Genomic DNA, 14,512 nt, shown 5'->3' on the forward strand with positions numbered 1-14,512 from the left:
AGAGGTTGCGCAGCGGTCCCCGGCCGGCCGCCACCGCTACGTTCTGCCGCACCGTCAGATCGGTGAACAGCTCCCCGGCCTGCCAGGTCGGGCGACCGCCCCCGCGACGGCAACGGTCAGCCGAGGCGCCAGTTCTGGGCGGCCAGGCTGTTGCAGGGGTAGAGGGACAGGCGGGCGCCGTTGGCGGCATCCCAGTTGTAGTTGTCGAGGCAGGTGTTGCCGGCGACGTTGCGCAGCGAGAACCAGCCGCTGCCCCGGTCCAGGACGATCCACCGCTGGCCGGTGGAGCCGTTGCAGGTGTAGAGGCCGACGTCGGCGTTCGAGGCGGTGCCGGCGGTCAGGTTCGCCAGGCAGGTGCCGGTGTTGCGGTTACGGATCTGGTAGTAGCCGGCCGAGTTGTACGTCAGCTCGAAGTGCTGGGCGGTGCCGCCGTTGCAGTCGTAGAGGCGGACCAGGGCGCCGAGCGTGGTGTCCCGGTTGTAGTTGTCGACGCACCGGTTGCTGTGCTGACCCCGGACGCCGGGGTTGGTGACGGTGCTCGGGATCGGCTGGCCGAAGAACGGGTCGCCGTTCTCCCGCCACAGCAGTTGCTGCACGCGGGTGTGCCGGTTCGGGTCGGTGAGCGCGTCCGGTGTCGGGGTGGCGTAGTCGCGGGCGTGGTAGACGAGCATGTCGGTGACACCGTCCTCGGCGACGGTGAAGCTGCCGTGCCCGGGACCGTAGACGCCGTTGGCGGTCTGGAAGACGGGGTTCGGGTGCTTGTACCAGGACGCCGGGTTGAGCAGGTCGGCGGTGTCCCAGGAGGAGAGCAGGCCCAGCTTGTAGCGGGAGTCGGTGGCCGACGCCGAGTAGGCGATGTAGACCCGGCCGTTCTTGACCAGCGGCGACGGTCCCTCGACGACGCCGGCGACGCCCTCCTTCTCCCACGCCACGGTGGGCCGGGCGATCTCCACGGCGGTTCCGGTGATGGCGGTCGGGCCGTTCATCCGGGCGATGTACATGTGACTGTTGAAGTTGGTCGACGGGCTGTCCTGCGCCCAGGCGAAGTAGCGGACGCCTTTGTTGACGAAGACCGCCGCGTCGAGCTGGAACGACTCCCAGCCGGTGTTGAACCGCTGCGGCGCGCTCCAGGTGCCGGTCATCGGGTTGGCGCTGGTGTTGCGGATCCAGTAGAGCCGCTGGTCGAAGACGGCGGTGCTGGGCGACGCGGAGAAGTACATGTACCAGGCGCCGTCGATGTACTGGATGTCCGGGGCCCAGATCCAGCCGCTGAGCGCGCCGCTGGACGGGGCGACGAACGCGTTGGTGGTGGCGGCGGTGCCCAGCCCTTGGAGGGTGGTGGCGCGGCGCAGCTCGACGCGCTTGTAGTCGGGCACCGATGCGGTCATGTAGTAGTAGCCGTCGGTGTGCTTGAAGATCGCGGTGTCGGCGCGCTGGGAGATGACCGGGTTCTTGACGCTGATGTATTGGGCGGACGCCGGGGAGGCGAACCCGGCCAGCAGCACGACCGTCATGGTCAGCGCGACGGTGAGCTTGCGACGGATTCGAGAACGAAGACCCATCGATGACTTCCTTGTGGACGGGAGCGGGGATGTGTGATCGTTAACATGCACGTCGCTCACCCGTCACGTCAAGAAACAGCGCCGAAATAGAAGGCGGTCGTGGACGCGGTAGATCAAGTCTTGTGGCAGGTATGGATGTCTCGTAACATGCCGGTCAACCCTTGTGAGCGCTAACGCTGGACGAGGCGAGCCCTCCCCGGCCACCACGACCACGACCGCGACCCGCCGGCGGGCATGACCGTCAGGCCGGCGTGGGCACCGGCCGGGCCAGCTCGGTCAGCTCCTCGTCGAGCAACGCGGCCAGGATCTCGTAGCGGTCCGGCTGAGCCTCCCGGGTGATCCGCCGGCTCGGCATCTCCACCGTCATCAGCAGGTAGAGGTGCAGCCGGTAGAGGCTGAGCCGGCGCCGGACCGGAGCGTCGAAACGGAGGCCGCCGTAACCGCGGACGAACGGGTGGTCCGGCTCGTCCTCGACGCGCCGGAACAGCGCCGCCGAGGTGAAGTCGAGCAGCGGGTCCCCGTAGAGGAACCGTTCGCCGTCCACGAACCCCGTCAGCCGGCCGTCCGCCACCAGCAGGTTGCCGTCCCAGCCGTCGAAGTGCAGCAACGCCGGCCGCCGGACGCTGTCGAGCAGGCTCGCATGCCGTTCGACCAGTTCGCGGATCCTGGCGGGCGTCTCGACCTGCCAATCGGCGGCGTCGGCGAGCAGATCGTCGATCATGGCGAGGAACGCCGCCGACCAGGTGGGCGCGCTCGTCCGCCCGGCGTCGTAGCCGAACCGGTCACCGGTGAGCCGGTGCACCCGGGCCAGCTCGGCGCCGAACGCGGCCCGGACCGGGGCGTCGTCCACCGGTGTCCCACCCGACTGGAGCTCGAAGAGGTTGCGGCCGGGAAGGCGCTCGGTGATCAGGAGCTCCGGAGAGGCGTGCAGAACCCGCGGCACCCTGACCTCCGGCGCCTCGGCCGCCAGCCGTCGCAGATAGCGGCCCTCGGCGGCGATGAGGTCCTGTTCGTAGCGCAGCAACCGCGCCTCCGGCAGGGGCGCCACCTTGAGCACCACGTCCGCGCCGTCGTCCAGGCACGCCGACCAGACGGTGGCGAAACCGCCGCCGGTGAGCGGCGCGGACGCCACCACCCGCCGCCCCGGCAGCGCGGCGGCCACCGATCGTTCGATGTCGGCGGGATCGAGGACACGCTGGGTCGGGCTCGGCTCGCTCACCCGCCCGAATGTACCGGCGCAAGATTTTTTCTTCGATCCCGGGCAACCAAACCATGATCCGTCACCACTAGTGGGTGATCGACACGGCGGGCCTCCCCCCAGAGCCCCCCTTCATCCCCGGACGCGCATCCCGGTGCGCGGGAACAGGTGAACACCATGAAACGATCAGTCGCGCTGCGACTCTCCGCCGTCCTCGGCGTGGCCGGCGTCGCCGGAGCGATCGCCTTCGGGCTGCCTCAGCACGACGCGTCGGCCGCGGAGGCCACCGTCACCGGCTTCGCCAGTCAGAACGGCGGCACCACCGGCGGCGCCGGCGGGACCACCGTCAAAGCCACCACCGGCACCCAGATCCACAACGCGCTGTGCACCCGGGCGGCCAGCGACACGCCGATCGTCATCCAGGTCGAGGGCACGATCAACCACGGCAACACCACCAAGGTGTCCGGCGACAGCTGCAACACCGCCGCCGACCGGATCGAGCTCAAAGAGGTCAGCAACGTCACGATCGTCGGCGTGGGCAAGGGCGCCACGTTCGACCAGCTGGGCATCCACATCAGGGACTCCAGCAACATCATCGTCCAGAACGTGACGGTGCAGAACGTCAAGAAGTCCGGCTCCCCGCTGTCCAACGGCGGCGACGCGGTGAGCATGGAGAGCACCGTCCGCAACGTGTGGGTGGACCACGCCACGCTGATCGCCTCCGGCGGTGAGTCGGCGGGCTTCGACGGCCTCTTCGACATGAAGGACGACACCCAGTACGTGACGCTGTCCTACAGCATCCTGCGCAACTCCGGCCGCGGCGGGCTGATCGGCTCCAGCGAGACCGACACCGGCAACAGCAACATCACCTTCCACCACAACAAGTACGAGAACATCGATTCGCGTACGCCGTTGCTGCGCGGCGGTGTCGCCCACATCTACAACAACCACTACTTCAGCCTCAACGAGTCGGGCATCAACTCGCGGGCCGGCGCGAAGGCCCGGGTGGACAGCAACTACTTCGAGGACTCGAAGGACGTGCTCGGCACCTTCTACACCGACGCGGCCGGCTACTGGCAGGTGTCCGGAAACGTGCTCGACAACGTGACCTGGTCGGCGAAGGGCGCCGAGAACAACCCGGCCGGCCCGAACCTGACGTCCACCACCAGCGTCACCATCCCGTACGCGTTCGCGCTGGACAACGCGTCCTGCGTGCCGTCGATCGTGGCGGCCACCGCGGGCGCCGGCACCGGGCTGAAGGTGTCGGACGGCAAGTGCAACGCCACCGCCGCCCCGACCGCGACGGCCACCGCCACCGCCACCGCCACCGCGACGGCGTCGCCGACCGCGACCAAGTCGCCCACCGCGACCGCGACGGCCACCGCTTCCCCGACCGCCACCGCCACCTCCGGCACGAACCTGAGCATCGGCGCCGGTGCGGACGGCTCCAGCAAGGCGAGCGGCACCAGCTACGGCAACGTCAAGGACGGCAACACCGCCACGTTCTGGTCGCCGAACGGCGCCACCGGCGACATCTCGATCAAGTGGCCGGCGGCCACCAAGGTGTCCCGCGTCAACATCGTCCAGGCCCCCGGCTCGGTGATCGGCGCCTACCAGGTCCTCAACGGCGCGTCCGGCGCGGTCCTCGCCTCCGGCACGGGCGGCGGGAACGTCAGCTTCGCGGCCACCTCCACCACCAAGCTGACCTTCAAGATCACAAGCTCTTCCGGTACGCCGAAGATCGCCGAATTCCAGACGTACGCCTCCTGATCGCACCGCCACGCACCCCGGCCCCGTCCCGCGACCGCGCGACGGGGCCGGTCTGCTTTCAGGTCTCTGCCCGGAGCATGGGCCGCGCGCCGTCGGGTATCCAGGGCCTGAACAGCGGTTTCGTTCCGAAGGAGGGTGCTATGACCGAGATTCCCGAGACGCCCGCGCGACCGGAGATCGAACGGCCGATCGACCTCACCGACACGCCGGACCGGGGCTCCGCCGGCCGAGCGCCCCTGCCGGCGCCCGAGCCCGAGCCCGTCACCCGCCCGGGCCCGGAGGAGCCGCTGGAGCATCGGTAACCGAACCGCACCCGCCGCCGTTGCTCTGACCGTGTGTGGGGTTAGGGTGCGATTCGCGCCCGAAACCCACACGCTGGTTCTCTGGGCGACGCCTGCCGGTCAGGAGCCGGCGGTGTCGCGCGGCGCGTCGAGCCGCAGGTCCGGGTGGCGGCCGGCGATCGTGCGCATCCGCCACCGGTGCGGGAAGACGGCGAGCAGAGCGCCGTCGCGGACCCGGGTCATCACCTCGACGTTCGACTCGGTGCGCAGGATCTCGCGGCCGGCCGCGTCGGTGACGGCGGCGATCTCGTACGGCAGGAACTCCAGCTTCACCCGCACCCCGAACTCGGCCTCCAGCCGGTGGCTGGCCACCTCGAACTGCATCGGGCCGACCGCGGCGAACACCGGCGTGCCGTCGCCGCGCTGCTCGGAGCGCAGCACCTGCACCACACCCTCGGCGTCGAGCTGCTCGATGCCGCGGCGGAACCGTTTGAAGGCCGACGTGTCGTCGGTGCGGACCACGGCGAAGTGTTCCGGCGGGAACGACGGCAGCGGAGGGTACTCGACCCGGCGTCCCGCGAACAGGGTGTCGCCGATGCCCAGTGCCGTGGCGTTGACCAGGCCGACCACGTCACCGGGGAACGCCTCGTCGATGGTGTCGCGGCCCTGTCCGAAGATCTGCTGCGCGTACTTCGTGGTGAAGGGTTTGCCGGTGCCGCCGTGGGTGACGACCATGCCGCGCTCGAAGCGGCCGGAGCAGACCCGCATGAACGCCACCTGATCGCGGTGGGCCTTGTTCATGTTCGCCTGGATCTTGAAGACGAACCCGGAGAACGGCGCCTCGACCGGTTGTTCGGTGCCGGCCGCGGTCGGGCGTGCGGTGGCCGGCGGCGCCAGCTCCACGAGCACGTTCAACAGCTGGCGTACGCCGAGGTTCGCGACCGCCGCGCCGAACAGCACCGGGGTGGTGGTCGCCGCCAGGAACGCCTCCTGGTCGTGGTCGGCGCCGGTCATCTCCAGGAGCTCCAGCTCCTCCATGGCGGTGGTCCAGTCGGCGCCGAACCGTTCGGCAGCCTGTTCGGCGGTCATCTCCTCCTCGATGGCGAGGTCGGCGCCGCCGGGGGAGCGCTGCATGCGGGTGAACACCCCGGTCCGGCGGTCGATCACGCCCTGGAAGTGCCCGGCGATGCCGACCGGCCAGGTCAGCGGTGTGGGCCGCAGCCCGATCCGCTGCTCGATCTCGTCCATCAGGGCGAGCGCGTCGTTGCCCGGACGGTCCCACTTGTTGATGAAGGTGATCACCGGGATGCCGCGCTGCCGGCACACCTCGAACAGCTTCAGCGTCTGCGGCTCCAGGCCCTTCGCCGCGTCCAGCAGCATCACGGCGCTGTCCACCGCGGTGATCACCCGGTAGGTGTCCTCGGAGAAGTCGGCGTGCCCGGGGGTGTCCAGCAGGTTGATCACCGTGTCGCGGTAGGAGAACTGCAACGCGGCGGAGGTGACCGAGATGCCGCGCTCCTGCTCCATGGCCATCCAGTCGGACACCACGCCGCGGCGGTCGCCCTTGCCGTGGACCGCACCGGCCTGCCCGATGACCCGCGCGTGCAGGGCGAGCGCCTCGGTCATCGTCGACTTGCCGGCGTCCGGATGTGAGATCACCGCAAACGTCCGCCGCCGGGCCGCCTCGGCCCCGATAGTCGCCGCCGTGGCCGCCGACACGCTCTGACTCACGAATCTCCCACTTCCCGGATGACCGCGGCGCCTTCGGCCGCCCTGCAACTTTAAGGTCGCGGCCGAGCAAAACCGCGGAAACCCCCGGTGGGAAGCGTCATACCGAGCGCCCGTACGCGCGGCGGCACCGACGGAGCCTCTGCTCAGCGGGTGCTCCACCGCGCCCGTGGACGGCGTCCGGCGGAGCGCCCGGTCAGCGGGTGCTCTCGCGTTCGACGATCTGGGCCTTCGGGGCCTCGTAGACGGTGTCGGCGGCGGGGTCGCGCATGGCCTCGAGGATGGCGTCCGCCCCGAGTTCGCCGATGCGGCCGACGTCGTGGCTCATCGCGGACAGCGCCGGGACGGCAAGCTGGCACTGGGCCGAGTCGTCCCAGGCGATGACGGAGACGTCGGCGGGCACCCGCAGACCGTGCTCGGCGATCGTCTCCAGGCCGCCGAGGGCCATCATGTCGCTGTCGTACACGATGGCGGAGGGCCGGCCGGCGGAGCTGCTCAGCACCTGTGCGGTGGCCTTCCGGCCGGACTCCTTGGAGTAGTCGCCCTCGCCGGTGACCAGGGTCAGGCCGCGCTCGGCGGCCTCCGCCTCGACGCCACCGCGGCGCAGTTCGGTGTGTGCGAACAGCATCGGGCCGCTGACGTGGCCGATCACCGTGTGGCCGTGCTCGGCGAGGAACCGGACCGCGTCCCGGCCGAAGCGGGCGTCGTCGGTCCACACCGTCGGCATGCCGTCGGCGGTCGACGGATCACCGAGAACGACCGCCGGAATGCCGAGCCGGCGCACCAGGGGGACCCGCTCGTCGTCGTGGCTCAGGTCGACCAGCACCACCCCGGCGACCTGGTCGCGCTCGGCCCACAGCTCGTAGGTGGCTGCCTCGGCGGCCCGGTCGGTGACCACCTTGACCAGCAGCGACACCCCGGCCGGGGTGAGCACGCGCTCCAGCCCCTCGATGAACTCGTGGTAGAACGGCTCCTCCCCGAGGACCTGCGAGGCCCGGGCCAGCACCAGGCCGACCCGCTGTGGTTCCTGGGACACCGGACTCCTCCTGACGGTAGACGCTTCTCAGCCGGCCGCGCCGGGCGTGTGACCGGGGGCGATCGCGGCCTGGACCACCAGGACGGCGGCGCCGATGCCGGCCGCGTCGCGAGGCTGGGTGGACAGCTCGACGGCCGTGCTGTGCCGGTGCCGGGCGTGCGCCGTCCGGTTCAGGTGGGCGCGCAGCCGGCGGGCGTAGATGGAGCCGGCCAGCGCGACGCCGGGCCCGGTGAGCACCAGCCGGCCCAGGTCGAGCAGGTTGACCATCGAGGTGACGGCCATGCTGAGGTAGCCGGCGGCCTGATCGAGCACCGCGTACGCGGCCGGGTCCCCGTTGACGGCGGCCCGGGCGATGGCGTCGTACGCGCCGGCGTCGCCGCCGTCCAGGTGCAACCGGTCCCGCAGCCCCGGATCCTCGCGGGCCGCCCGTACGGTCGCCGAGGTGGACGCGTACTGCTCGACGCAGCCGACGTTGCCGCACGGGCAGGGCCGGCCGTCGTACCGGATCGAGACGTGCCCGAGTTCGCCGGCGTCGAAGCTGGCGCCGCGGTGCAGGGCGCCGCCGAAGACGAGTCCCGCGCCGATGCCGGTGGACAGGTAGACGCATCCGAAAGCCTGATCGCGGGAGACCCGGCGGCTCCAGAACTCGCCGAGGGCGGCGGCCGCCGCGTCGTTCTCCACCAGCACCGGCACGCCGATGCGCTCGGTGAGGCCGGCCCGCAGCAGGCTCAGCTCGGTGGCGGTGTCCGGTTGGCCGGGGACCGGGGCGGGCGCGACGATGGCGAGGCCCTCGATGCGGCCGCGCGGCAGGTCGAGGCAGGCGGTGAAGTCGTCGAACCGTCGGGCCAGCCGGTCGGCGGGCCACACCTCGTGCGGTACGCGGGGGACCACCTCGCGGCCGACGACACCGCCGGTGAGGTCGATGGCCACGCAGGTGAGCGTGTCCGGGCCGAGGTGGAAGCCGACGCCGAAGCGGTTGGCCGGGTTGATCGCGATCAGCTTGCGGGGCCGGCCGTGGGTGGAGCCGGTGGAGCCGATCTCGTGGATGATCCCCTCGGCGATCAGGTCGCGCACGATGATCGAGATCGACGGCTGGGTGAGGCCGGTCATGTCGGCGAGTTCGCCGCGGCTGATGGTCGTCGCGGAGCGGACCACATCGACGATCAGGGCGCGGCTGCCCGGGCCGGCCGCTGGTGCTTCTCGACGTGCCATGCCGGTGGGTCTCCGCTCCTGCTCACTTCGTTCCGCCGTTACCGTACCCGGCCGCTGCCGACTGCGAACGATCACGCGTCTCAGGTCCGCTACCTGCATCGGAGCAACTTAAATTAGTAATCTAACCTTGACAAGCTCGTAACGGCGGCACCATGCTCTGCACTCAGCAAGGCGGGCACGTATCCGCCTTCTTCGAGATGAGCGAGACGGGTGCTGACATGATCAATAGAAGGAAGTCAATCGCGATCGGCGCCGCCGCGGCGCTCGCCCTCCTGGCCGGCTGCACCGGCGGCGCCGGCGACGACACCGCCGCGGAGGGCGACTTCTCCGGCGAGATCAAGGGCGCCATCACGGTGCTGACCAACCGGACCGACCTGGTGACCACCAAACTCCCCGAGTACGCCAAGAAGTTCGAGGCGAAGTACCCGGGCACCAAGGTCACCTTCGAGGGCGTGACGAACTACGAGCAGGACGTCACCACCCAGCTCAGCGGCGGCGAGTACGGCGACGTGCTGCTGATCCCGAACACCGTCGCCGTGGACCAGCTCGGCCAGTTCTTCGAGCCGCTCGGCACGGTCGACGAGCTGAAGGGCAAGTACCGGTTCATCGACGAGAAGGCCTACGACGGCAAGGTCTACGGCCTGTCGCTCGGCGGTGTCGCCAACGGTTTCGTCATCAACAAGCGGATCTGGGCCGAGGCCGGGATCACCGCGCCGCCGAAGACGCCCGACGAGTTCCTGGCCGGGCTCAAGGCGGTCGCCAAGACCGGCGCCACCCCGTTCTACACCAACTACAAGGACGGCTGGCCGCTCAGCTTCTTCAACAGCCAGCGCGCCGTCCTCGCCGACCCGAAGATCAACGACACCTTCCCCACCGACCCGCAGCCCTGGCAGCCGGGCAAGCTCCAGCACCTGACCGACGGCCTGCTCTTCGACATCGTGAACCAGGGGCTCAGCGAGAAGGACCCGCTCACCACCAACTGGGAGGCGTCCAAGCCGATGCTCGGCACCGGCAAGGTCGCCAGCATGCTGCTCGGCTCGTGGGCGGTCCCGCAGATGCGCGACGCCGCCACCGCGGCCGGCGCCAACCCGGACGACATCGCGTTCTGGCCGTTCCCGTACCAGACCGGCGGCAGGTTCCACGCCCGCATCGAGGGCGACTACAAGGGCGCGGTCAGCAAGAACTCCGAGAACAAGGCGACCGCCAAGGCGTGGCTCGAATGGTTCGTCACCGAGTCCGGTTTCGCCGCCGACCAGCAGGCCATCCCCACCCCGGTCGGGCAGCCGCTGCCCAAGGGCCTCCAGGACTTCACCGCCACCGGCGTCGAGCTGCTGGAACTGCCGGCCGCCACGGCCAACAGCGGCAAGGAGGACGAGATCATCAAGGAGTCCGAGATCGACCTGGCCGGCCCGATCTACCGGCAGAAGCTGGTCGACATCGCCCGCGGCGCCGCCGACGGCGACAAGGAGTCGTACTTCGCCGGCCTGAACAAGCGGTGGAGCGCCGCCCAGTCGCAGGTCATGAAGTGACCGGTCAGGTCGTCCCCGGCACCCGGCCCGCCGTCGCGGCGGGCCGGGCGACCGGCAAACCCCGCCCGTGGCGGCTGCGGCACAGCCCCTGGCTGTACGTCGCACCCGCGCTGATCCTGCTGATCACCTTCACCTACGTGCCCGTCGCCAACATGGTGTTCTACAGCTTCCACAAGTGGGACGGCCTGGACGTCACCATGGACCCGGTCGGCCTCGACAACTACGTGCGGGTCTTCACCGACGAGCGCTACTGGCGAGTCTTCCTGATCAGCCTCTACTACCTGGCCGCCTCGTTCGTGCAGATCGCGATCGCCCTCTACTTCGCCGTCGTGCTGTCGTTCAGCACCCGGTTCCGGAACCTGTTCAAGGGCATCCTGTTCTTCCCGTACCTGCTCAACGGTGTCGCCGTCGGCTTCGTCTTCCTCTACCTGTTCCAGCCGGACGGCACCCTCGACACCGTGCTGCGGCTGATCGGGCTCGGCGACCACACCCAGCAGTGGCTCGGCGACCCGGACATCGCCAACCTCTCACTCGCCGGCACGTCGGTGTGGCGGTTCACCGGGCTCAACTTCGTGCTGTTCCTGGGCGCGATCCAGTCCATCCCCGGCGACATCTACGAGGCCGCCGAGATCGACGGCGCGAACCGCTGGCATCAGTTCCGGCACATCATCGTGCCGGGCATCCGCCGGATCATCAGCCTCTCCTTCATCCTGGCCATCTCCGGAAGCCTCTCGGTCTTCGAGATCCCGTTCGTCATGACCGGCGGCGCGAACGGCACCCGCACGTTCGTCGTCCAGGCCTACGAGACGGCCTTCCAGTTCCGGCAGATCGGCCTGGCCTCCGCCATGGCGGTCGTGCTGCTGCTGATCGTGCTGCTCATCACCTGGATCCAGCGCCGGATCCTGCCCGACGAAGAGGTGACCCTGTCATGAGGAACGTGGCGCGCGCCGCCAAGTACGGCTCTCTCGTGCTGGCCTCGATGATCGTGCTCATCCCGCTCACGGTGGTGCTCTTCGCCTCCTTCAAAACCCATGATGAGTACGCGCGAAGCGGCCCCCTGACGCCGCCGGAGAACTGGTTCAACCTGGACAACTTCGCCACCGCCTGGACCGAGGGCGACATGCTGCGCGGGTTCGGGAACACCACGCTCATCCTCGTGGTGTCGCTGGCGGGCACCGTGCTGGTGGGGACGCTGGCGGCGTACGCGATCAGTCGTTTCGTCTTCCCGTTCAAACGCCTGATCCTGGGCCTGTTCCTGGTCGCCGCCCTGGTCCCGGGCGTCACCACCCAGGTCGCGACCTACCAGATCGTCAAGTCGATGAGCCTGGTCAACACCCCGTGGGCGGCGATCGCGCTGTTCATGGGCACCGACATCATCTCGATCTACATCTTCATCCAGTTCATGCAGTCCATCCCGCCCAGCCTGGACCAGGCCGCGATGATCGACGGCGCCTCCCGGTTCACCGTCTACCGCCGGATCGTCCTGCCGCTGATGAAGCCGGCCATCGCCACCGTCGTGATCATCAAGGGCATCGCGATCTACAACGAGTTCTACATCCCGTTCCTCTACATGCGATCGTCCGACCTCAACGTCATCTCCACCGCGCTGTTCCGGTTCAAGGGCCCGTACGGGGCGCAGTGGGAGACCATCGCCGCCTGCACCATGATCGTCATCATCCCGACCGTGGTGATCTTCCTGATGCTGCAGCGGTTCATCTACAACGGCATCACCGCGGGAGCCACCAAATGACCACAGTGCAAGACCTGTCCGGCGCCTGGGAGCTGCACGGCGACGGCGTCGACCTTCCGGCGACGGTGCCCGGCTGCGTGCACAGCGACCTGCTCGGCCACGGCCGCATCCCGGACCCGTTCCGGGACGACAACGAGCACGCGGTCGCCTGGGTGGGGCGCGCGGACTGGACCTACCGGCGGGACATCTCGTGGGACGGGCCCGCACACGACCGGATCGACCTGGTCTTCGACGGGCTCGACACGGTCGCCCGGATCACCCTCGGCGGCACGGTGCTCGGCGAGACCCGCAACATGCACCGTGGCTACCGGTTCGACGTGACGTCGCCGCTCACCGGGAACCAGCCGCTGCCGCTCAGCGTGCACTTCACCTCGGCCTACACCGAGGCCGCGCGGGTGGAGGCGCTCGTCGGCCCGCGGCCCAACGCCTATCCGGAGCCGTTCCAGTTCATTCGCAAGATGGCGTGCGGCTTCGGGTGGGACTGGGGGCCGACCCTGGTCACGGCCGGCATCTGGCGGCCGGTTCGGCTCGAAGGCTGGAGCACCGCACGGATCGCCGCGGTTCGCCCGCTCGCCACGTACCACGAGAACACCGGAAAGCTGGACCTGACCGCCGAGGTCGAGCGCACCCGCGATCGCGCGCTTCGCGCCGGGGTCCTCCTCGACGGCCGGGAGATCGCCGTCCTTGATCTCGCCGCGGGGGAGACCAGCGTGCGTGGCGAGATCGACGTGCCCGGCGTGACGCCGTGGGATCCGGTCGGGTACGGCGAACCCGCGCTGTACACGCTGACCGTCGTGTTGACCGATGGTGACGACGGCACCGAACTCGACCGCTGGCAACAGCCGACCGGATTCCGGACCGTCCACGTCGACTCGGCTCCCGACGACGCCGGCACCCCGTTCGTCTTCCACATCAACGGCGAGAAAGTGCTGATCAAGGGCGTCAACTGGATCCCGGACGACATCTTCCCCGCCCGGATGACCCGCGAACGCTACGAACGGCGGCTCCGCGAGGCCGTGGCCGCCGGCGTCAACCTGATCCGCGTCTGGGGCGGCGGCATCTACGAGAACCGCGACTTCTACGAGCTGTGCGACGAACTCGGCCTGCTCGTCTGGCAGGACTTCCTGTTCGCCTGCGCCTGCTATCCCGAGGACGACGTGCTGCACGCCGAGGTGGTCGCCGAAGCCCGCGACAACGTCACCCGGCTGTCCCCGCACCCCAGCCTCGTCACCTGGAACGGCAACAACGAGAACTTGTGGCTGCGCGGCGCCTCCGGCTGGACCGAACAGCCCGGCGGCGACCTGAGCTGGGGCGAGAAGTACTACCTCGAGACGCTGCCCGCGATCGTCGCCGAACTCGACCCGACCCGCCCCTACCAGCCCGGCAGCCCCTGGTCCGGCTCCTGGGCACACGAACCCAACGACCCGGACCACCAGACCTTCCACTCCTGGGAGGTGTGGAACCGCCAGGACTACCTGCGCTACCGCGACTCGGCGCCCCGGTTCGTCGCCGAGTTCGGCTGGCAGGCGCCACCGGCCTGGACCACGCTGCGTGACGCCGTCTCCGACGACCCGATGCTGCCCGGCTCGCCCGGCGTACTGCACCACCAGAAGGCCGAGGACGGCAACGGCAAACTCGCCCGCGGGCTCGCGCCGCACTTCCCGGCGCCCACGTCCACCGAGGCCTGGCACTATCTGACCCAGCTCAATCAGGTACGCGCGGTGCGTACCGGTATCGAGCACTGGCGCTCGCACTGGCCGCACACCGCCGGCACCATCCTGTGGCAGCTCAACGACCTGTGGCCGGTCACCTCGTGGGCGGCCGTCGACGGCGCCGGCCGGCACAAACCGCTCTACCACGCGCTCCGCGAGATGTACGCCGACCGCGCCCTCACCATCCAGCCCCGCGACGGCGGCGCCGTGGTCGCGATCCTCAACGACCACGCGCAGACCTGGACCGGCCTGCTACGCGTCGAGTCCCGCGACCGCGACGGCGCCGTGCGCTCCTCGACGATCGAGAAGGTCGAGGTCGCGCCCCGTTCGGTGGCCCTCGTCCCCGCGCCGGACGGCGAGCTGCTGACCGCCCACCTGGACGGCCGGCGGGCACTGCGGTTCGCCGACGGGTTCACCGAGGATCTGCCGGACCCCGGGCTGACGGTCACCGCCGAGCCGGCCGACGGCGGCCTCGACGTCCACGTGCACGCCGCCGGCCTGGCCCGCGACCTGCTCCTGCAGGCCGACCGCATCCACCCCGAGGCGGTCACCGACCAGGGTTTCGTCACCCTCCTGCCGGGCGAGTCCACCGTGCTGCACGTCCGCGCGCCGATCGCCCTGGACCCGGCCTCGGTCAAGGCTCCGTGGGTCCTCACCGACCTCGCCACGGTCCTGCGCGGCTGACACCGGCGAGGCGGGAGGCGCCGCGGCGCCTCCCACCCGCCCGGACCGAT

The 14,512-nt window shown here is 69.9% G+C and carries 11 protein-coding genes; 6 read left to right on the forward strand and 5 right to left on the reverse strand.

Annotated elements, in window-relative coordinates; translation table 11 throughout:
• Positions 1 to 116: 116 nt before the first annotated feature.
• Together AB0I88_RS34045 and AB0I88_RS34050 are read right to left on the reverse strand one after the other, a co-directional pair.
• A complete protein-coding gene (locus AB0I88_RS34045) occupies positions 117 to 1,562 on the reverse strand; it encodes a family 43 glycosylhydrolase (protein ID WP_361034295.1) in 1,446 nt (481 codons plus the stop codon).
• A gap of 241 nt (positions 1,563 to 1,803) precedes the next feature.
• Positions 1,804 to 2,781: an aminoglycoside phosphotransferase family protein gene (locus tag AB0I88_RS34050; protein WP_361034298.1), complete on the reverse strand. Its 978-nt coding sequence runs from the start codon at positions 2,779 to 2,781 to the stop codon at positions 1,804 to 1,806.
• A gap of 156 nt (positions 2,782 to 2,937) precedes the next feature.
• On the opposite strand from AB0I88_RS34050, the gene AB0I88_RS34055 reads away from it, so the two are divergent.
• The gene (locus AB0I88_RS34055; protein ID WP_361034301.1) at positions 2,938 to 4,530 is read left to right on the forward strand and encodes a pectate lyase; all 1,593 of its coding nucleotides are present in this window, start codon (positions 2,938 to 2,940) and stop codon (positions 4,528 to 4,530) included.
• A gap of 140 nt (positions 4,531 to 4,670) precedes the next feature.
• On the forward strand, positions 4,671 to 4,832 hold the full coding sequence (locus AB0I88_RS34060) for a hypothetical protein (protein WP_361034304.1): 162 nt from the start codon (positions 4,671 to 4,673) through the stop codon (positions 4,830 to 4,832).
• Positions 4,833 to 4,931: 99 nt separating this feature from the next.
• On the opposite strand, the gene AB0I88_RS34065 is transcribed toward AB0I88_RS34060, so the two are convergent.
• From AB0I88_RS34065 to AB0I88_RS34075, 3 genes are all read right to left on the reverse strand, one after another.
• A complete protein-coding gene (locus tag AB0I88_RS34065; protein WP_361034306.1) occupies positions 4,932 to 6,542 on the reverse strand; it encodes a peptide chain release factor 3 in 1,611 nt (536 codons plus the stop codon).
• 193 nt (positions 6,543 to 6,735) lie between these two features.
• Positions 6,736 to 7,575: a LacI family DNA-binding transcriptional regulator gene (locus tag AB0I88_RS34070; RefSeq protein WP_361034309.1), complete on the reverse strand. Its 840-nt coding sequence runs from the start codon at positions 7,573 to 7,575 to the stop codon at positions 6,736 to 6,738.
• A gap of 27 nt (positions 7,576 to 7,602) precedes the next feature.
• A complete protein-coding gene (locus AB0I88_RS34075; RefSeq protein ID WP_361034312.1) occupies positions 7,603 to 8,787 on the reverse strand; it encodes an ROK family transcriptional regulator in 1,185 nt (394 codons plus the stop codon).
• Between the two features lie 218 nt (positions 8,788 to 9,005).
• On the opposite strand from AB0I88_RS34075, the gene AB0I88_RS34080 reads away from it, so the two are divergent.
• From AB0I88_RS34080 to AB0I88_RS34095, 4 genes are read left to right on the forward strand one after another with little or no spacing between them, the layout of a single operon-like run.
• Positions 9,006 to 10,316 (forward strand): extracellular solute-binding protein, encoded by a 1,311-nt coding sequence (locus AB0I88_RS34080; protein ID WP_361034315.1) that lies wholly within the window; start codon positions 9,006 to 9,008, stop codon positions 10,314 to 10,316.
• Complete coding sequence (locus AB0I88_RS34085; RefSeq protein WP_361034318.1) at positions 10,313 to 11,248, forward strand: sugar ABC transporter permease; 936 nt, start codon at positions 10,313 to 10,315, stop codon at positions 11,246 to 11,248. Before AB0I88_RS34080 ends, AB0I88_RS34085 begins: the two co-directional genes overlap by 4 nt.
• Complete coding sequence (locus tag AB0I88_RS34090; RefSeq protein WP_361034321.1) at positions 11,245 to 12,066, forward strand: carbohydrate ABC transporter permease; 822 nt, start codon at positions 11,245 to 11,247, stop codon at positions 12,064 to 12,066. Before AB0I88_RS34085 ends, AB0I88_RS34090 begins: the two co-directional genes overlap by 4 nt.
• Positions 12,063 to 14,462, forward strand: coding sequence for a glycoside hydrolase family 2 protein (locus tag AB0I88_RS34095; RefSeq protein WP_361034324.1), 2,400 nt, complete (start codon positions 12,063 to 12,065; stop codon positions 14,460 to 14,462). Before AB0I88_RS34090 ends, AB0I88_RS34095 begins: the two co-directional genes overlap by 4 nt.
• The last annotated feature ends 50 nt before the right edge of the window (positions 14,463 to 14,512 follow it).

The organism is Actinoplanes sp. NPDC049802, assembly GCF_040656595.1.
In the GTDB taxonomy this organism is placed as follows: domain Bacteria; phylum Actinomycetota; class Actinomycetes; order Mycobacteriales; family Micromonosporaceae; genus Actinoplanes.

Coding starts and splice junctions, on each gene's coding strand:
- AB0I88_RS34045 (WP_361034295.1), bottom strand. CDS start 1,562: ATGGGTCTTCGTTCTCGAATCCGTCGCAAGCTCACCGTCGCGCTGACC.
- AB0I88_RS34055 (WP_361034301.1), top strand. CDS start 2,938: ATGAAACGATCAGTCGCGCTGCGACTCTCCGCCGTCCTCGGCGTGGCC.
- AB0I88_RS34060 (WP_361034304.1), top strand. CDS start 4,671: ATGACCGAGATTCCCGAGACGCCCGCGCGACCGGAGATCGAACGGCCG.
- AB0I88_RS34075 (WP_361034312.1), bottom strand. CDS start 8,787: ATGGCACGTCGAGAAGCACCAGCGGCCGGCCCGGGCAGCCGCGCCCTG.
- AB0I88_RS34080 (WP_361034315.1), top strand. CDS start 9,006: ATGATCAATAGAAGGAAGTCAATCGCGATCGGCGCCGCCGCGGCGCTC.
- AB0I88_RS34090 (WP_361034321.1), top strand. CDS start 11,245: ATGAGGAACGTGGCGCGCGCCGCCAAGTACGGCTCTCTCGTGCTGGCC.
- AB0I88_RS34095 (WP_361034324.1), top strand. CDS start 12,063: ATGACCACAGTGCAAGACCTGTCCGGCGCCTGGGAGCTGCACGGCGAC.